The organism is Fictibacillus sp. NRS-1165 (genome assembly GCF_050468105.1).
Classification (GTDB): Bacteria; Bacillota; Bacilli; order Bacillales; family Fictibacillaceae; genus Fictibacillus_C; species Fictibacillus_C terrinigri.
The window spans coordinates 104,492-124,073 of sequence record NZ_JBDPNU010000004.1; the positions used below are offsets into that span (position 1 = coordinate 104,492).

The 19,582-nt window shown below is 46.4% G+C and carries 11 protein-coding genes; 10 read left to right on the top strand and 1 reads right to left on the bottom strand.

Translation table 11 applies throughout. The annotated features are described in order from the left end of the window. Positions 1-38: 38 nt before the first annotated feature. From addB to ABHN01_RS01825, 6 genes are all read left to right on the top strand, one after another. Positions 39-3,539 (top strand): helicase-exonuclease AddAB subunit AddB, encoded by a 3,501-nt coding sequence (addB, locus tag ABHN01_RS01800; RefSeq protein ID WP_429874136.1) that lies wholly within the window; start codon positions 39-41, stop codon positions 3,537-3,539. Next, positions 3,532-7,290, top strand: coding sequence for a helicase-exonuclease AddAB subunit AddA (addA, locus tag ABHN01_RS01805; protein WP_429874137.1), 3,759 nt, complete (start codon positions 3,532-3,534; stop codon positions 7,288-7,290). Before addB ends, addA begins: the two co-directional genes overlap by 8 nt. Positions 7,291-7,314: 24 nt before the next feature. After that, positions 7,315-8,490 (top strand): metallophosphoesterase family protein, encoded by a 1,176-nt coding sequence (locus tag ABHN01_RS01810; RefSeq protein WP_290399868.1) that lies wholly within the window; start codon positions 7,315-7,317, stop codon positions 8,488-8,490. Further along, a complete protein-coding gene (locus ABHN01_RS01815) occupies positions 8,487-11,891 on the top strand; it encodes an AAA family ATPase (protein ID WP_429874138.1) in 3,405 nt (1,134 codons plus the stop codon). The genes ABHN01_RS01810 and ABHN01_RS01815 overlap by 4 nt, the downstream gene beginning before the upstream one ends. Before the next feature lie 171 nt (positions 11,892-12,062). Continuing rightward, positions 12,063-12,737, top strand: a complete 675-nt coding sequence (locus tag ABHN01_RS01820) for a hypothetical protein (protein ID WP_429874139.1) — start codon at positions 12,063-12,065, stop codon at positions 12,735-12,737. A 14-nt stretch (positions 12,738-12,751) separates the two neighbouring features. Further along, positions 12,752-13,909: an efflux RND transporter periplasmic adaptor subunit gene (locus tag ABHN01_RS01825; RefSeq protein ID WP_429874140.1), complete on the top strand. Its 1,158-nt coding sequence runs from the start codon at positions 12,752-12,754 to the stop codon at positions 13,907-13,909. Positions 13,910-13,925: 16 nt separating this feature from the next. Here ABHN01_RS01825 and ABHN01_RS01830 read toward each other — a convergent pair whose 3' ends face one another. Beyond that, the gene (locus ABHN01_RS01830; RefSeq protein ID WP_429874141.1) at positions 13,926-15,701 is read right to left on the bottom strand and encodes a B12-binding domain-containing radical SAM protein; all 1,776 of its coding nucleotides are present in this window, start codon (positions 15,699-15,701) and stop codon (positions 13,926-13,928) included. 149 nt (positions 15,702-15,850) lie between these two features. Between ABHN01_RS01830 and ABHN01_RS01835 the strand changes: the two genes are divergently transcribed. From ABHN01_RS01835 to ABHN01_RS01850, 4 genes are all read left to right on the top strand, one after another. Beyond that, positions 15,851-16,144 (top strand): 4a-hydroxytetrahydrobiopterin dehydratase, encoded by a 294-nt coding sequence (locus ABHN01_RS01835; RefSeq protein ID WP_290399863.1) that lies wholly within the window; start codon positions 15,851-15,853, stop codon positions 16,142-16,144. A 24-nt stretch (positions 16,145-16,168) separates the two neighbouring features. Beyond that, complete coding sequence (locus tag ABHN01_RS01840) at positions 16,169-17,065, top strand: fumarylacetoacetate hydrolase family protein (RefSeq protein WP_429874142.1); 897 nt, start codon at positions 16,169-16,171, stop codon at positions 17,063-17,065. Positions 17,066-17,130: 65 nt separating this feature from the next. Beyond that, entirely contained in the window at positions 17,131-18,555 is a 1,425-nt protein-coding gene (locus tag ABHN01_RS01845) for an NAD-dependent succinate-semialdehyde dehydrogenase (RefSeq protein WP_429874143.1), read from the top strand. 35 nt (positions 18,556-18,590) lie between these two features. Beyond that, positions 18,591-19,379, top strand: a complete 789-nt coding sequence (locus ABHN01_RS01850; protein WP_429874144.1) for an SDR family oxidoreductase — start codon at positions 18,591-18,593, stop codon at positions 19,377-19,379. The last annotated feature ends 203 nt before the right edge of the window (positions 19,380-19,582 follow it).

Here is a 19,582-nt window from a genome sequence, read left to right on the forward strand (position 1 = left end):
AATAGAGTTAAGTTTATTAGGTTGACAGAGGTGAGGATATGAGTTTGCGCTTTATTCTTGGAAGAGCAGGAAGCGGAAAGAGCGACCGCAGTTTAAGCGAGATCAGAGAGTCTCTTTTTACACAGCCGCAAGGAAAACCCATTATTTATCTGGTGCCTGATCAGATGACGTTTCAATCCGAATATGAGTTGGCGAAGACACCTGGTCTCGAAGGAATGATGCGTGCCCAGGTGTTCAGTTTTTCCCGTCTGGCATGGAAAGTCCTTGGTGATGTCGGAGGGATGACCAGGCTTCATATTACGAGTGTCGGAATGAATATGATGCTCAGGAAAATTATAGAGAACAAAAAACAGGAACTGAAGGTATTCAAAAAGGCGTCAGAGCAGAACGGGTTCTATGATCTTATGGAAAATATGATTACAGAGTTCAAGCGCTACTACGTGGATGCAGAGCAGCTCGAGTGGAACGCTCGGACGCTTCTGCAATTTAGCAGTGAAACAAAGGGCAGCGTACTAAAGGACAAGCTTACAGATCTCGCTTTAATTTATAGTGAATTGGAAAAAGCATTGGTTCATAAGTACGTGGATACAGAGGATTATTTAAGGCTGCTTGCTGAAAAAATCCCTTATTCAGAGTATATAAAAGAGGCTGAATTCTACATAGACGGTTTTCATCATTTTACACCGCAAGAGCTCGAGGTTCTGCGGATGATGCTAAAGCATGCAGAAAAAGTAACGGTTGCGCTTACTGCTGATTCCGACGGCGGTGCTGGAGCCCCCCATGAGCTGGATCTTTTCTATACCCCTAAAAAAACACTCACCTCCATTCGAAAAATTGCAAAGGAAGAAGGGGTGTTTGAGGAAGAGCCGGTCATTCTTAAGAAAACGCCAAGATTCAGCAGTACACCGTCACTCGGTCATTTAGAAAGCCAATATGACCGCAGGCCAGCCATGGAATTTGAACAGCCAGGCGGAATAGCCATTCAGTCTGCCGTCAATCGGAGAACAGAGATTGAGGCAGCAGCACGGGAAATTATCCGGCTCGTCCGTGATGAAAACTACAGATACAGAGAAATCGCCCTTTCCATTCGAAATATGAACGATTACCAGGATCTGATTGAAACGGTCTTTGAAGAATATGAAATTCCCGTTTTCTTGGATCAAAAAAAGCCGATGCTCCACCACCCGCTTGTTGAATTGATCCGGTCGTCACTGGAAGCTGTGACGAGCAACTGGCGCTACGAATCCATTTTCCGCGCTGTAAAAACCGATCTGTTATATCCAGTGGACAGTGATTTCTCATGGACAGAACTTCGCCATGAAATGGATGAGCTTGAAAACTATGTGCTTGCATACGGCATTCAAGGACATCGCTGGACAGAGAAGAAGCCTTGGAAGGTGCAGCGCTTTCAAGCACTGGAGGAGCATGAATTCGTCCAGACGGATGAGGAAAAAGAAAAGCAGGAGCGTCTGAACGAAGTCAGGCATATGATTGTGTCTCCACTGGACAAGCTTTCTCGTGACTTGAAAAAGGCGGAAAATGTACGCGGCTTCTGTGAGGTGCTGTTTCTTTATCTTGAGCGACTGCATATCCCGATGAAGTTGGAACGTCTCAGCCAGAGAGCACAGCAGGAAGGCAAGCTCAGGATCGCACGTGAACATGATCAGGTGTGGGATGCGGTCATAGAGCTTTTAGATGAAATGGTAGAGATTACGGGCGGAGAAAGCATCAAACTGGATCTATGGGTAAAAATGCTCGAAACAGGCTTAGAAAGCATGAAGTTTGCCCTTGTACCGCCAGCCCTCGATCAGGTGCTGGCCGGTACGATGGACCGTTCAAGGTATTCCGGAGTAAAATGCCACTTCATTTTGGGTGTTAATGATGGGATTTTGCCAGCCAAGCCGAAAGAGGAAGGAATTCTTTCAGAAGATGACAGAGATGTGCTTGAAAAGAACGGCCTTTCTCTTGCTCCTGGTTCAAGGAGGCAGCTGTTAGATGAGCAATTCCTTATCTACCATTCACTGGCAAATGCGACAGATAAGCTGTATATTTCTTATCCGCTGGCTGATGAGGAGGGGAAAAATCTGCTTCCTTCCATGGTAATCGGCAGGGTGAAATCACTATTCCCTGGGCTAAAAGAAGAGCTGATTCAAGGCGATCCGGAACAAGGCAACGGTTTGGCTTACATCCAGCATCCGCAAAAAGCCATTTCCTATCTGAATACCCAGCTCCGTGAATGGAAAAAAGGTTATCCCATTTCACGGGTCTGGTGGGATGTCTACAACTGGACCACGTTTCAGGATCGGTGGAGATGGCTTGGAAAAACCGTGCTGGGAAGTTTGTTTTATTATAATCAAGAAAACAAGCTTACACCGGCTGTGACGCAGGAGCTATACGGAAATGAGATTACAGCCAGTGTGTCAAGGATGGAATTGCACCAGTCTTGCCCTTTTTCACAGTTTCTTTCTTATGGACTGAAGCTTCAGGAAAGAAAAATGTACCGATTGGAAGCACCGGATATCGGCCAGCTCTTTCATGCCGCCCTTAAGAACATGGATGATTTTCTAGGTTCAAACCATATGAGCTGGCGCGATCTTTCCATGAAGGATTGTTACCGTATTGCGGGTGACATGGTCGAAAGCCTGGCGTTAAAACTTCAGAGCCAGATTTTGCTCAGTACGAAACGCCATTTATATATAAAGAGCAAATTGAAGGATATTGTCGGCAGAGCTTCTCATATGTTAAGCGAACATGCGCGGGCGAGCGGCTTTAATCCAATCGGGCTTGAACTCGGGTTTGGCAAACAGCAGCCTCTCCCGCCGCTTAAATACAAGCTCCCGAACGGCACAACGATGGAGATTATCGGCAGAATTGACCGCGTGGATGCCGCTGAAGGATCAAGCGGCTTGATGTTAAGGGTCATCGATTATAAATCCAGCTCGACAGGCTTAAATCTTTCAGAGGTTTATTATGGAATCGCTTTGCAAATGCTTACGTATCTGGATGTTGTGATCAGCCACTCGAAGAAATGGCTCGGCAGGGACGCCCATCCGGCAGGTGTTCTATATTTCCACATCCACAACCCATTAATTTCAAACAAAAAATTGCTAACAGTTGAAGAAGTACAGCAGGAACTCTACAAGAAGTTCAAGATGAAAGGTTTAGTCCTGGCAGATATAGAGACTGTTCAATTAATGGATACAGTCTTTGAAAAGAAATCGGATATCATACCGGTTTCCATGACTTCAAAAGGTTTTCATCCGACGCATTCATCCGTAGCAACCGAGGAACAGTTTGCCACCATGACGAATTATGTTCGAAAGGTGATTAAGGATGTCGGCACAGATATTACGGAAGGGGTCATAGATATATCCCCTTATCGGATGAAAAGTAAAGTGCCATGTACATTCTGCTCCTATCGTTCGGTGTGCCAGTTTGATCAGTCACTGGAAGAAAACCAATACAGGCTGTTAAAAGCCGAGAGTGATGATAGCATATTATCAAAAATGAACGAGGAAGGAGGACGAGGCGATGATTAAAATTGCAGAAAAGCCAGCAGAGAGCATCTGGACAGATGACCAGTGGCAAGCCATTCAAGTCAGGGGACAGGACATTCTAGTCGCCGCTGCTGCAGGGTCAGGAAAAACAGCGGTGCTTGTTGAGCGGATTATTACGATGATCAGGCAAGAAATCGCTGATGTCGACCGTTTGCTCATCGTTACATTTACAAACGCTGCTGCGGCTGAGATGCGAAAAAGGATCGGAGATGCGATTGAAAAGGAGCTATCCCTGCATCCTGCTTCTCTTCATCTCCGAAGACAGCTCGGTCTGCTGAATAAAGCATCCATTTCCACGCTTCACTCTTTTTGCATTGAAGTACTGAGAAAGTACTATTATCAGATTGATCTGGACCCGGGCTTTCGGATCGCTGATGATACCGAAGCCGAACTAATCCGGCAGGAAGTATTGGAAGAACTGTTTGAAGAAGAGTACAGCAAGGGAGAGGGCCATGCGTTTTTCGAGGTGGTTGATGCCTACAGCTCGGACCGCAATGATATTGAACTGCAGCGGCTTATACTGAAACTTTATGATTTTTCACGGAGCCATCCAAATCCCGCCCAGTGGCTTCAGCAGATGGCGGCTCAGTACAACACCGGTTTACAGGCAATCGATGACCTGCCATGGACGAAAGAGCTGCTTCAAGATGTTGCGATGCAGCTGAACGGTTTAAGTACTGTGCTTGAACGAGCGCTCGAGACAGCGAGGTCTCCAGAAGGGCCAGCACCCTACGGTGAGACGATTGAGAACGATCTGATTTTCGTGAAGCACCTTGAAGCCGCTGCTGTCCGCTCCTGGCAGGAACTTTATGACGAGTTTCAGTCCGGATCTTTTGGAACGATGAAGCAGGTGCGCGGAAAAGAGGTAGATCCTGTTCTCAAGGAAAAAGTTAAGAAGATGCGGGACCAGGTAAAAAAGAAAGTCACTCAAATAAAAGAAGACTTGTTCAGCAGACCGCCGCAATCGTATGTGAGCCATTTGCAGGAGATGGCTCCGGTCGTACAATATTTGGCGGAGCTGGTTCAGGAATTTGGCCGCCGTTTTTTAAAAGAAAAGCAGGAAAAAGGATTGCTTGATTTTGGGGATCTTGAACACTTCTGCCTGGAGATATTAAGCGCGCCATCTTCCACAGTTCAGAACCCTGTGCCTTCTTTTGCTGCTCTCGAGTACAGAAACCGATTTGTTGAGGTTCTCGTCGATGAGTATCAGGACACGAACCTCGTGCAGGAATCGATTGTGCGGCTGGTGAGCAAAGGAAATGAAGAAGAGGGAAATCTGTTTATGGTTGGCGATGTCAAACAGAGCATCTACCGTTTTCGGCTGGCTGAACCAGGGCTATTCTTATCGAAATACAAAACATTTTCGAAGAAGGGTGATGGAGGGACAGGATTGCGTATCGATCTGGCCAAAAACTTCAGAAGCCGTTCGGAAGTGCTTGATGCTGCAAACTATATCTTCAAGCAGATCATGAATGAATCTGTCGGCGAGATCGCCTACAGCAAGGAAGCTGAGCTTTCCTTTGGAGCAGGCTATTATCCTGAAGCGGCTGCACCGGAAGCAGAGCTTTTGCTCATCAATAAGAGTTCGCCTGTTCTTGACGAAGACGGCGAGTCGAGCGGTGAAAGCGAAAAATCAGACAGTGAAACGGTGCTCCTTGAAGCGAGGGTAATGGCAGAGAAGATCAAGCAGCTGATCGGGACAGAGACCAATACTCCATATCACGTTCTGGATAAGACAACAGGAAACATGAGACCGGTAAAATATAAAGATATCGTCATTTTGCTCCGCGCCACTAGCACCTGGGCTCCCATCATCCTTGAAGAGTTCAAGCGCCAGGGCATCCCATCCTATGCAGAGCTTTCTACCGGCTATTTTGAGGCAGTCGAAGTGAACATTATGCTCTCCCTGTTGAAAGTCGTTGATAATCCGCTGCAGGATATCCCGATCGCTTCTGTTCTGCGATCTCCCATTGTAGGGTTGACTGGAGATGAAATGGCGGCTGTCCGGCTGGCAGATAAAAAGGGCACTTATTATGATGCAGTGACAGAATATATCGCGAGCGGAGAAGACGAAAACATCATCAGCCGGCTTCGACACTTTACGAAGCTTCTTGGACAGTGGAGGGAAACCGCGAGACAAGGTTCACTGGCAGATTTAATTTGGAGAATCTATCGTGAAACCGGCTATTTTGATTTTGTCGGGGGCCTGCCCGGAGGCAAACAGCGGCAGGCTAACCTTCGTGCTTTATATGACCGCGCGCGACAATACGAGAAGACATCATTCCGCGGGCTATTCAGATTTCTTCGATTTATCGAGAGAATGCAGGACCGCGGAAAGGATTTGGGTGCTGCGCGTGCACTTGGAGAACAGGAAGATGTCGTGCGGGTCATGACGATCCATAAGAGTAAAGGCCTTGAATTTCCGGTTGTTTTCACAGCGGGGTTAAATAAACAGTTTAATACGATGGACCTGAAGGAGAACGTTCTTCTTCATAAAGAACTCGGGCTTGGCACTCGCTACATCAATCCGAGATTCAGGGTAGCCTATCCAACGCTTCCGCAGCTCGCCATACAGCGCAGAAAGAAAATGGAGCTGCTGGCAGAAGAGATGAGGGTATTGTACGTCGCCTTAACCCGGGCGAAGGAGAAGCTCTATCTGCTGGGGACACTGAATGATTTGGAGAAGTCGGTGAATCAGTGGGGAGAAGCACTGGAAAGCGTGGAATGGATCCTCCCGGACTATGACCGCTCACAGGCAAAAAGCTATTTGGACTGGATTGGCCGCGCGGTCATCAGGCACAAAGACAGCGAAGATCTGAGGAACCTTTTGCAGACGGCAGAGCACGGAAGAGGCGAGACGTTTATCGACCCGGCAAAATGGAGGATCCAGCTTTTTGATGCTGCCGATTATGAACAAGAACATGAAAGCAGAAAAATCATTCAGGAAGAAATTCTTTCGGCCATTAAGGAATACAAACCTGTTGATCTCGCTTCTGAGGAAAAAGGAGAAGCAGAACGGCGATTAAACTGGGAATATGGCTACAAGCCGGCGACATCGACCTTATCGAAGCAATCGGTCACAGAAATAAAGAAACAATACCAGTTCCTTGATGAATACAGCGATCGCCCGCTGAAGAGAGGATTTTCGTCAGCGAATGCGAGCAGACCACGCTTTATGCAGGAAAGGTCGCTCAGTGCAGCAGAACGGGGAACGGCCATGCATGCAGTGATGCAGCATATTGACCTGTCTTTGCCGGCTGAACCGGAACAAATTAAAGAACTGCTGGCAAAAATGGTGAACAAAGAGCTTTTGACAGAGGAACAGGCCGAGCACATCGACATCGGAGCCATTTCCCAGTTCTTTAAAACGGAAATTGGAAAAAGGGTGAGCCTTGCTCCAAACATTATTCGAGAGATGCCGTTCAGCATGGCGCTTCCCGTGGAGGAAGCGGCAATAAGATGGCAAGTCTCAGCAAAGGAATCCATTCTTGTACAGGGTGTTATTGATTGTATGATTGCTGAGGAAGATGGTTTTATTTTAATAGATTACAAGTCAGACACTATAGGCAGCCGCTTTGCCGGCGGCTTTGAAGGCGCAGAGAAAATACTGCTTGAACGGTACCGTGTCCAGCTGGAGCTTTACGGAAAAGCGATAGAGCGGATCTTGAAGAAGCCCGTGAAAGAGAGTTATTTGTATTTCTTTGACGGCGGTCACTTGTTGAAAGTGAAATAGACTGATTGAAAGGGAGGGAACAGAATGAGGCTGCTTCACACCGCGGATTGGCATTTGGGAAGAACATTGGAAGGACGGAGCAGACTGGAAGAGCAGCAGCAGTTTCTTGATGAGCTGGTCAGCATCGCAGAGCAAGAAAAAGTAGACGCAGTGATCATGGCGGGTGATGTGTTTGACACTGTCAACCCTCCGGCAGCGGCGGAACAGATGTTTTATGATACGATGGCCAGGCTGAGTGACAAAGGCAGACGGCATGTCATCGCAATTGCAGGCAATCATGATCATCCAGACCGGCTTTCCGCTTCGTCTCCACTTGCAAGGAATCTCGGCATTACGCTTGTCGGACTGCCTGGCACGGAAATGTATTCATATGGCATTGGGCGCACACAGGAGAAATTGAACGTCTGCGCTCTGCCTTATCCGTCTGAATCAAGATTAAAGGAAATGCTTTCTGAGACAGGCGAGGAACTGCAGTTAAGAAATGAGTACGACAGCTGGGTAGGTAAATATTTTAAAAAGATGTCTGGGTGTTTTTTGCCTGGGTGCGTCAATATCGCGATGAGCCACTTATACGTTGCAGGCAGCAACGAGAGTGACTCAGAGCGGCCAGTACATATAGGCGGAGCTTATACAGTCGCGGCTGAAACATTGCCTGAAGCGGCCCAATACGTTGCTCTGGGGCATCTCCACCGGCCCCAGAACGTAAGGAGAGCCAAAACGGCCGCACGCTATTCCGGATCACCGCTGAGCTACAGTTTTTCCGAAGCAGGCCAATCAAAATCCGTGACCATAATTGATGTTGAACCGGATCAAGCTCCCGAGATCAAAGAGATTCCGCTGTCATGCGGAAGGCCATTGGTCGTTTATCAGGCAAATGGAGTCGCGGAGGTATACCGATGGCTGGATGAAGGGCTAAACAGAAATGCCTGGGTGGATCTTTCTATCTCCGTAAAGGACAGCATTGCGATGGAGGACATACAAAACATCCGAAAAGCCCATAAAGGCATCATTCATATCAAACCCCTTTTTGAAAACAGCCCTTCACAGGAAACGGCTGTTCAAAAGAAGCTGCCGATCGACGAGCTGTTCAGCAAGTTTTACGAACGCCAGACAGGGGGAGGAACACCGGACGAAAAGGTATTGTCCCTTTTTCTTGAGCTGATTTCCGATGAAGAAGAGGAAAGGAGTGCTGCAGAATGAGACCGATATTATTGCAGGTCGCAGGTTTGCAAAGCTTTCGCGAAAAACAGAGCATCGATTTTGATGCGCTTTGCGGCGGAGGGGTCTTTGGAATTTTTGGACCCACCGGCAGCGGTAAATCAAGCATTCTGGATGCCATTACTCTGGCTCTGTATGGAAAAGTGGAACGAGCAGCCGGCGGAACACAGGGGATACTGAACCATGCGGAGGACACTCTCTCTGTTTCATTTACATTTGAACTTGGAGGAGGTTCCGCTCCTTCCCGCTATAAAATTGAACGGAACTATAAACGGACAGGTGAACACACGATTCGTACGAGCACGTGCCGCCTGCTGGAAAAAGCGGCCGACGGCTGGGTTGTCCATGCGGACAAAGAACGTGATGTAACACATCAGGTGCAGCAGCTTCTGGGGCTGACCATTGAAGATTTCACGCGTGCAGTTGTTCTGCCACAGGGGAAATTTGCCGAGTTTTTATCGTTAAAGGGAGCAGAACGAAGACAGATGCTACAGCGGCTGTTCCAGCTTGAAAAGTATGGAGACCGTTTAAACCAAAAAATAAAAAAACGTGTGGAAGAAGCAAAAGGGGTCTTGGATCATCTGTCTGCAGAGCAGGCTGGTCTTGGCGATGCCTCCAAGGAAGCACTCAAGGATGCTGAGGCGGCCTGGAAGCAAGCTCAGCAGGATGTATTGGTAAAGAGGAAAGAGGCAGAGGCACAGGAACAAATCTACGAAACAAACAGAAAGATCTGGAGCGCACAGGAGCAGCTGAAAGCTTTGGAAGAGGAAGAAGCCCGTCTTAAAGCTAATGCGGCCAGGATCCATACCATTGAACATACTCTGGAGAACGCAAGGATCGCAGATCTGCTGTTGCCCTATGGTGACGCAGCCGAAAAGGCAGAACAGGAATCGGCGTACTATAAAAAAAGAGAAGTAGATCTGCGAGCTGAGACGTCACAAGCAAAAACGCGCTCGGATGAAATCGATCAAAAGTATGAAGAAACCAAAAAAGTAAAAGAAAATCAAGAACCGCTTCTGATCGCAAGAAAGGAACAACTGCTGACAGTCCTTGAAATGGTAAAAGAAGCGGCGCTGAAAAAGAAGAGTGCACAGGAAAAAGAGCGAATTCTATCTGAATACAAAGAGCAGCAGCGATCGGTTGAGAGCCGGCAAAAAGCGGCAGAAGATCTGCTGCATAAAGCCATTAACCGGCAAAATGAACTGCAAAAGCAGTTAAAAGAAAAAAGTTTATCCTCAGCAAGCAGAGAAAGGATTAACCGTGCTGCAGAGTATGCCTTTGAAATGGAACATACCGCCAAGCAGCTCAAGGAAGCGAAGGCAGCCCATGATAAAACCGCAAAGCTTCTAAATACGAGTGAAACCGAATCAGAGCGGCTGATAACAAAGAAAAAACAGCTTGAAAACAAGATTCAGCAAACAGCAGACCGTATTCTGGCGCTATATAATGAACTGTCTGACCTTGAGTATGTTCAGGAAATGGTCACTCAGACGGCGGAGGAAATGGAGGAACGGCTCGTATCCCAAAGAGAGCATGACCAGGTAAAAGTTCTGGCGGCCCAGCTTTCTGAACAGTTAATTGACGGCCAGCCCTGCATGGTTTGCGGATCTGAGGACCACCCCCATCCGATGCTGCATTTTAAACCGGACGAGGAGGCCGCGGCTCAAATTCAGCTGATAAAAATCGTACAGAAAAATTCGCGGGAACTAAAAAATGATATTTTATTGATGAAGAGCAGTATGGAACGGATGTCCGAGGACCTCCATCAATATCTGCCAGAGAAAACGGAGGCTGCTGCCGGCCTGATCTCTTCTCCATCAGAAAAGCAAATATCACTTCATACCCTCCCAGAACTGGATCAGCAGCTGCATGATGCAGAGGTGAGTGTTAAGGGATTACGCCAGGACATCCTTCAGATCGAAGAAGAAACAAGAAAGATTCGTTCTGAATACCATGAATTTACTTCCGCTCATTACACGGTAAATGCGCAGCTGGATAATTTAAAGAAGGAAGAAGAGGAACGCAGGAATAGACTTCAAGAGCTGGTATCCGTGATGAATCAGCAGCAATCCAATTGGCAGGAACGCTTTCCAGGCCTTCCTTTCGAACAGGTTAAAGAAGAGAAAGAACGGGTTCGGTCGCTGGATGCCCAAAGGGAGAAGATTGAAGAAGGTCTTCTAAAAGCGGTACCATTCATCGAGGAAAAAGAAAAAATCATCGAAAGCTGCCGTAACCAGAATAACGAGATCGACCGCAGCATAACAAAGCATGAAATAGAGCATAACAGCCTGCTTCAGGAGCATTTGCTTTTACGTGAAAAGGCAGAACGGATTACCGGTGGCCGCGATGCGGAGGAATTTCTTCAGCAGACGGAGCGAAAACTGAGCAGCCTTTCGGAACAATTGACGCAGCTCGAAGCACAAAGAAAAAAGGCTTTGGACCATTACCATACAAAAGATAAAGAATGGCGTTCCTGTTTGGATGCCAAAGAAAAAAGCGAGCAAAGAAAAGCAGAAATGTTCAGTGCCTGGGAAGAGAAAAGAAAGTCTTCACCCTTTGAATCGCTGGATCAACTTAGAAAATGCCTGGCATCAGAAATTGATCAGAAAACATGGAAGTCAGAAATCGAAGAGTATTATGATCAATCCAAGCGAACGGAATCTGAAAAGCAGAAGATGACGGCTTCGTTAAATGGACAATCGTTAACGAAGGAGCAATGGGAAGAGATCACTGCTGCATTACAGCTCGGCAAGGAAAAGCTCCAGGCCGCCATACAAAGGATGGGAGAAGCTGGACAGCATCATAAGACACTGGAAACGCGGCATGTCCGGTACAATGAGCTTGAAAAAGAAAAAAGAGAAGTAGAGGATCAGCTCAAAACGCTCGCTAAACTGCAGGCCGTCTTCAGAGGCAACAGCTTTGTTGAGTATGTTGCGGAGGAGCAGCTCGTTCAAGTAAGCCGCGATGCGTCAAACCGTCTAGGAACACTGACTCGCGGCAGATATGCCATCGAAGTTGACTCGTCTAATGGATTTGTCATTCGGGATGATGCGAACGGCGGTGTTAAACGGCCAGTTTCAACGCTTTCCGGCGGAGAAACTTTCCTGACTTCTCTTGCATTGGCACTTTCCCTGTCCACCCAGATCCAGCTCAGAGGAAAGTTTCCACTGGAATTCTTCTTTTTGGATGAAGGATTCGGCACGCTTGATCAGGAGCTGCTGGATACGGTGGTCACGGCTTTGGAAAAGCTTCATACAAACGCTTTATCTGTGGGCATCATTTCTCATGTGCCTGAACTGAAAGCAAGATTAACGAAGAAACTGATCGTGGCTCCTGCCAGCGCAGAGGGTAAAGGAAGCCGCACCGCTATTGAAAATTCGTAAAAGAAATGCGTTCCGATTTTGGAACGCGTTTTTTCGTTGATGATCCCATGATCGACTTTGTATTTTTGGCCGTGTAAAAAGAATCATACGACATTTCCAAAACAAGACAAACGAGATAAAAAAATTGTGATATGATGGAGAAAAAAGAAAGTAATGGAGGGGGACCATAAGTTGCCGGGTGAAGTGCATATATTAAAAAGTCTGGTTCAGCCCAGGGAGCAATTTGGTTATTTCCGCCGGTTTAACAAAGCGGAAGGATTTTTTCTGCGGTTTTTAATGATTTGTATCGTCAGTGCATTTTTGACTGCGTTCAGTTATTTTCTTTCAGCAGATCATCTGCTGGATATACCGATGGTAAAAGATGTTAAACTGACAGATAACAAACTGCAGGCAAGCAAATATTTATTGATGACCGCGGGAGGTTTGATCGGCTTCATAACGCCTGCTATTATCATCTCTTGCATGTCGATCGTTTTTCTTCCCTTTTTCAGGGAGGTTGGTTTTAAGAAACTATTTGTTCTCCAATCCATCGTTTATTGTGTTTTTTTGATGTCAACATTCCTGAAGCTTCCGTTTCAGGGAATGCTGAACACAAATGCAGTGCTCAGCCCGTTAAGTTTAGGTGCCATCGCCAACTATGCGACCAATAACGCGTTTATCATCTCCCTAAGTGGATTTATCTCTGTGTTTACCATTTGGGCGTTCTACCTGACATACGCCGGCTTAAAACAGGCGAGCTATAAATCGAAAGCCTATATCATCGCTGCTGTATCGCTTTTATACATAGGGTTCATTCTGTTGTCCTCATTGACCTATGCATTGCAATATGGCCAGCTTACTTTGTAATGGGGGCCCTCACCGTGAATAAAAAAATCATTTATTTAGGTATTGGACTGTTCTCCGCTTTTTTATTGGCGGTGAATGGCTGGATTTTCTCCAAAGACAAGAGCGCATTTGCCCGAGTCCAGAATGTTCACCTTGAGCCGGCAAAGGTGATGGATATTAAGCGGACCGTCATAACACAAGGGATCGTTGAACCGGCAGAAAATGAAAAATTTTATATCCAGGATAAGCTAGGCTATGTGAAAGAGATTGAAGTCAAGGCAGGAGATGAAGTTACTCCTGGAACTGTCCTTTATACGTATGAAAACCCGAAGCTTGAGAAAGAAATCCTCAGCCTGGAACAGGAAAAAGAAGAAAATACAGTCAAAGAAACATATTATAAGGATTTGCAAACAAAGCTTCAAACACAGTCTGCTGCCCTTGGTACGGATAAAAAAGAAGAGGGCAAAAAAAATCAGCTTGAAAAAGAGCAGTCCAAAGCAAAAATGGAAAGCGACATGGCCGCGGCAAGGAACTCATCCATAGATGAGCAGCTTACCAAGCTGAGAGAAGAAAAAGAGAACCTATCGATCAAGAGCAATACCCAGGGTGTAGTGAAGAACGTGAATCAAGGCGCATCTGCAGGTAATACACCGATCGTAGAGATTGTATCCAAGGATGATGTCCAGATCAAAGGAAATATGTCAGAGACAGTTTCCTTGTTGGTGGAGGCCGGTGAAAAGGCGGTCATCCTTTCACCTGTTATGGAAGACAAACAGTGGCATGGAACAGTGTCACAATTTCAAGAAGCAGTGAAAGGCAAAGAAGGTACGAAATTTCCCGTTATCGTTAAAGTGGACCAGCAGAACAACTTTAAGACCGGACAGCATCTGAAATTGAAGATGACACCGGTTTTAAAAGAAAAAGCAGTGGTTATCCCCATTTCATCACTTTTGAAAAGCAAAGAAAAACCGTTTGTTTACACCGTACAAGAAGGGTACTTAAAGAAGCGTGCTATCCGCACGGGCTTGACCTATGGGAAGTGGATAGAGGTTAAAGGAGGCATCACTACAGAAGAAATGGTTGTCTCAGATCCAACCCCATATTTAACTGAGAATACGGAAGTCAATGTTCCTAAAGCGAATAAACATAAAAACAAAACGGTTAAAGACAGTAAAAAGGATGCCCCTCAGTAAGGGCATCCTTTTTTATCTAAACAGAAGGCTGTTCTTCAAGTATAATTCGCTCGAGCGGAATGGTGTAATGTTCTGTTTCATGGGTCTTCGGATGGTAATAGATCAAAGAGAGAACGGGCTTTTCTATGATCTCACGTGTCTGCAGGTAATGCTGCAGATCAAATGATACGAGGTCAAGAACGGTATGCTTTACAAGGTCCTTCTCGCTCAAGCCGTATTCTTTAAACGTGTCTGAAACTTCTTCAGGATGATTTTTAATCCACCGGTTATACTGGTCTGTTTCTGCTTTGGAGAGTGTTTCTTTCCACCAGGATCGGTGCGGGCGGTGTTTTTTGCGAGAGAAATAATCGTATTTCATCAAGCTCTCGACCACTTCTTCATGAGCGGTTCCGCGATGCCGCAAGAACTCTTTTAGCCTGGAAAATAAATCCTCCAGCTGGTGCCCGATCCGCGACCAGCCCTTGCCTTCCCAATAATCTCCGTACTCTTGGAAAAAATCAAACGGTGATTCAAACACATGATGGATGAGAAAGTGTAGCGTCTCGTCCATTCGGTGGTCATTCCAGTATTTCTCCAAAACATCTTCTACACGTTTGATCTTGATGATTTCGTCGAAAGAAAGCACGTTGTTACCCAGAATCTCATACGGCGAATGGTTCATATAGACATAATCATGGCGATCCGCTGTCAGACGCAAGCCAGTTCCGCGAAGCATCTTCAAGAACCCGAGCTGCACTTCTTCGACTCCAAACGCGAAAACATCGTTAAACGTTTTACGGAAGGATGTATAGTCTTCCTCTGGAAGCCCGGCGATAAGGTCAAGGTGCTGTGCGATCTTTCCGCCTTCTTTCACAGTCATGACCGTCCTTGTCAGCTTTTCGAAGTTCTGTCTTCTTTGCACGAGTTCATTAACGTGATCATTGGTAGATTGGACTCCGATTTCAAATCGGAAAAGCCCTGACGGAGCGTGTTCATTCAAATACGCAATGACCTCCGGCCGCATGATGTCTGCCGTGATCTCAAACTGGAACACTACGCCTGGTCGTCTGTTTTCTATCAGGAACTGAAACATTTCCAGCGCATAGTCTCGTTTGATGTTAAAGGTGCGGTCGACGAACTTAATTGTTTTTGCTCCGTGATCCATAAGGAAGATCAGGTCTTCCTTAACTTTTTCGATATCAAAATACCGGACACCCACTTCAATGGAAGAGAGACAGAACGCACAGGAATATGGACAGCCCCTGCTTGTCTCAAAATAGGTCACACGCTTTGAGAGCTGATCCAGGTCTTCTTCAAAACGGTAGGGGCTAGCAACCGTTTTTAGGTCTAATTTTTCTCGCGGCGGGTTAATCGTTGGCTTTCCTTCTTTTCTCCAAGCCAAGCCCGCTACTTTTTCATAGCGCTTATCACCGTAGTGCTCGGAAAGGAAATGCTTAAATGAGATCTCGCCTTCATTCACGATTATAAAATCAGCATCAGGAATCCGTTCCAGCCAATGGGCCACGTCATAGGACACCTCAGGGCCACCAAGAACAATCGCTGTCTCCGGGCTGATCTTTTTGATCATTTCAATGACTTTAATCGTTTCTTCAATATTCCAGATGTAGCAGCTGAAGCCGAGTACGTCCGGCTTTTTCATATAGAGGTCACTCACGATGTTAATCGCGGGATCTTTTATTGTATATTCAGCCATTTCCACGTGAAAATCCGGTTCGCTATAGGCTTTTAAATACCTTAGTGCAAGGCAGGTATGAATATATTTTGCATTGAGTGTGCTCACTACAATGTTCACAGCAATCCCTCATATCTGTTATTTTTATTCAACATGTCATTTTATCATAAAAAAAGGGGTAAATAAAACAGGCATGTTAACCGAATATTTTGACGTTTCATCAATGGCTCAGTTATAGTTTTAATAAGAGGCGGAAAGGCGGAAAACGGATGAATGAAGTGCTTGCAGAGGAAGTAATTGAACGATTTATCGATAGGCATCCGGATTGGAAGCTGACGAACGGGAAATGGCTGGTTAAAAAATACCGGTTCGAGAATTTCTTGAACGGGATTGAATTTGTCAGTGAAGTGGGTCAGCTTTCAGAAAGTTTTCAGCATCATCCTTACATTACGGTCAATTACAAGCTTGTTACGATTAAGCTTACAACCTGGAGCTTGAGCGGGTTGTCTCAGACAGACCTGAAGATGGCCGTCCTTTTTGATGAAGCATTCAGCAAACTCTAGAGAATGAAATGGAAGGTGAACACGATGAAATTAGTCACAGCCCGCTACCAGAGAGAATTGTTTTTAGGCAGATTGATTGAAGACCAAAACGTTGTCTTTAACCTCAGTAAAGCTGCGAAAGAACAAGAGGCGTCCTTCCCTGAAACGATGCTCGAAGGTATACAGTCCGCCGATGCTTTTTTGGATCAAATCCAGCAATTATCAGAGGCATTTCAAGAAAACCTGCTCTTTACATACGGTCTTGATGATCCTGATCTGGAGTGGCTCGCTCCGATACCGCGGCCGGCTAAAAATATCTTTTGTGTAGGGAAAAATTATAAGGACCACGCCATTGAAATGGGCAGTGAAGCGGATATTCCCGAGCATGTCATGATGTTCTCAAAGGCTCCAACTTCTGTTATCGGCCATGAAGCAGAGATTCCGAGGCATGAAGGAGTGACAGACGAGCTGGATTATGAAGGAGAGCTGGCTGTTATTATCGGTAAGAAAGGAATCGGCATTCCTGCAGAAGGAGCGATGGAGTATGTGTTCGGCTATACGATCATCAATGATGTAACCGCCCGGGATTTGCAAAAACGGCACAAGCAATTTCTGATCGGTAAAAGCCTGGATGGATCGTGCCCAATGGGCCCATGCATTGTACCGAAGGAATACCTTGGTGATCCGCATGAACTGAAGCTTGTCACGAAAGTAAACGGAGAAGTGAGACAGGATGGCCATACAAAAGATTTTATCTTCACTATCCCCGAAATCATTAAGACGCTTTCTGCCGGAACCACGCTTGAACCTGGTGACATCATCGCCACCGGAACACCGGCTGGAGTCGGAAAGGGTTTTAAACCGCCTCGCCTTTTGAACAGTGGAGATCAAATTGAAATCACGGTAGAAGGCATCGGAACTCTCAGCAATAAAGTATTCTGATACGTTTTAAGATGCTTAAGAAAAGCAGGGTAGAATGAAATTCATTGATTGAGGAGGCAAGAACGATGGAAAAAGTACTGTATATTAATGGAGAATGGAGCGGCACTGAACTGAAAAAAATTGAGGTGCTGAATCCTGCAAACGGAGAGCTGGTTGGAACAGTGGCTTCGGCCGGCAAGGAGGAAACTCGTGCTGCGATTGAAGCCGCCCATGAAGCCTTTGGGCCGTGGTCCCGGTTGACTGCCTACGATCGTTCTTCCTATTTGGACAGACTTTATGATCTGATGATGGAACAGAAGGATGAGATAGCAGAAATCATGACGAAAGAAATGGGTAAACCATTGAAGGAGTCGCTCGGCGAGGTTCAATATGCAGCTTCCTTCATTCGATGGTATTCCGAGGAAGGCAAGCGGGTGTACGGCCGGTCCATACCTGCGTCTCACGAGAATAAACGTATGCAGGTGATCAAACAGCCGGTCGGTGTGGTCGCGGCCATTACACCTTGGAACTTCCCGGCGGCCATGATTACCCGTAAGCTCGGCCCAGCTTTGGCTGCAGGCTGCACATTTATTGTAAAACCACCGAAAGAAACGCCGCTTACGGCTATTAAACTGGTGGAGCTTTGCGAAGAAGCCGGGTTTCCAAAAGGCGTTGTGAATTTGCTTACTGGCCCGTCCTCAGTCATCGCAGAAGAGATCATGGACAGTGAAAAGGTAAAAAAGGTGACGTTTACAGGATCGACGGAAGTCGGAAAAATGCTGATTGAGCAAAGTGCAAAGACTGTCAAAAATGTTTCCATGGAGCTCGGCGGGCATGCACCATCGATCGTTTTGGACGATGCGGATCTTGATAAAGCAGTGAGAGGCATCATTGCTTCAAAATTTAGGAACGCCGGCCAGACCTGCATTTGCATTAACCGCGTCTATGTTCACGAGAATAAATATGAAGAGTTTACAAAATTGCTTGTTGAAGAGACTCGTAAACTGAAAGTCGGAAACGGGATGGATGAAGGGACTGACATCGGGCCGATCATCAACCGGGACGGCTATGAAAAAATCAAGCAGCATGTGGATAACGCGGTGGAAAAGGGAGCGGGTTGCGTACTTGGGGGAAAAGGAAAAGACGAAGGCAATGCCTGTTTCTATGAACCTACCATCCTAAAAGATGTTAACCATGATATGCTCATCATGAACGAAGAAACCTTCGGCCCTGTCCTTCCTGTGCAGAAGATCAGTACAGATGAAGAAGGAATCGAGCTCGCTAACAAAAGTCCCTTTGGGCTTGCTGCCTATGTTTACACAGAAAGCCTGTCACGCGGCACGCGGTTGATTGAGGGCCTTGACTACGGTATCATCGGCTGGAACGATGGAGTTCCTTCTGCTGCTCAGGCGCCGTTTGGAGGATTCAAGGAAAGCGGAATAGGCAGAGAAGGCGGCACCGAAGGTATGGAAGCGTATCTGGAAACGAAGTATGTAAGTATCGTCATTTAATCGATAAATAACAGAAAGCTAGGGGGAACTAGACGATGGATTTAGGTTTGAAAGGTAAAGCAGTGCTCATTCTCGCTTCAAGCAAAGGGCTTGGAAAGGCAACCGCCATGAAGTTTGCTGAAGAGGGAGCGAATGTCATGATCACCAGCCGTGATGAACAAGCTTTGAAGGCAACTGCTGATGAGATCCGAAGTAAGACTGGAAGCCGGGTAGAATATGCTGTCTGTGATATTACTCAAAAGGAGGAAATTACACAGCTCGTAAAAGCGGCCGCAACCGCATTCGGGAGAATTGATGTCCTCATAAACAACGCGGGTGGACCGCCAGCCGGAACTTTTGATTCGTTCGGTGATGGAGAGTGGGAGTTTGCGTTCAACCTCACTCTTATGAGTTTGGTCCGAACGGTCCGTGAAGTGCTTCCATACATGAGGGAGAATGGAGGCGGCAGAATCGTTAACATCGCTTCATCCTCATTTAAACAGCCGATCGATGGACTGATCCTGTCGAATACATTCAGGACGGCCATTAATGGCTTATCCAAAAGCTTATCTCAGGAGCTGGGCAAGGACGGTATCTTAATCAACACGATCGGGCCTGGACGCATCGGGACCGACCGGGTGGCAGAGCTTGACAGTAAAGTTGCAGATGCTCATTCAGTGAGCCCGGAACAGGTGAAGGCTCAGATGGAAAAGAGCATTCCGCTCGGCCGATATGGTACACCAGAGGAGTTTGCGAAAACCATCGTCTATTTAGGGTCAGATGCCAACACGTACATTACCGGCCAATCATTCCTGATCGACGGAGGTATGGTGAAAGCATTATAAAATGATGATAGATTCAGCTTCAGTATTGCGGATTAAGCGGTACTGAAGCTTTTTTTTGAGGTCTTTTTTAATGGGAATGAACCAAAAGTCCACGGAATTGAACCAAACTAGCGATAATTGAACCTATCTTCGAATAATTGAACCTAACTCCATGTTCTGTCTTTTTCACACCTTATTATTTCCCCGGTATCAATCAGGATCAC

Bases quoted from the DNA above. Each gene is read 5' to 3' on its own strand.
- addB (WP_429874136.1), top strand. From the start codon at position 39: ATGAGTTTGCGCTTTATTCTTGGAAGAGCAGGAAGCGGAAAGAGCGAC.
- addA (WP_429874137.1), top strand. From the start codon at position 3,532: ATGATTAAAATTGCAGAAAAGCCAGCAGAGAGCATCTGGACAGATGAC.
- ABHN01_RS01810 (WP_290399868.1), top strand. From the start codon at position 7,315: ATGAGGCTGCTTCACACCGCGGATTGGCATTTGGGAAGAACATTGGAA.
- ABHN01_RS01815 (WP_429874138.1), top strand. From the start codon at position 8,487: ATGAGACCGATATTATTGCAGGTCGCAGGTTTGCAAAGCTTTCGCGAA.
- ABHN01_RS01835 (WP_290399863.1), top strand. From the start codon at position 15,851: ATGAATGAAGTGCTTGCAGAGGAAGTAATTGAACGATTTATCGATAGG.
- ABHN01_RS01840 (WP_429874142.1), top strand. From the start codon at position 16,169: ATGAAATTAGTCACAGCCCGCTACCAGAGAGAATTGTTTTTAGGCAGA.
- ABHN01_RS01845 (WP_429874143.1), top strand. From the start codon at position 17,131: ATGGAAAAAGTACTGTATATTAATGGAGAATGGAGCGGCACTGAACTG.
- ABHN01_RS01850 (WP_429874144.1), top strand. From the start codon at position 18,591: ATGGATTTAGGTTTGAAAGGTAAAGCAGTGCTCATTCTCGCTTCAAGC.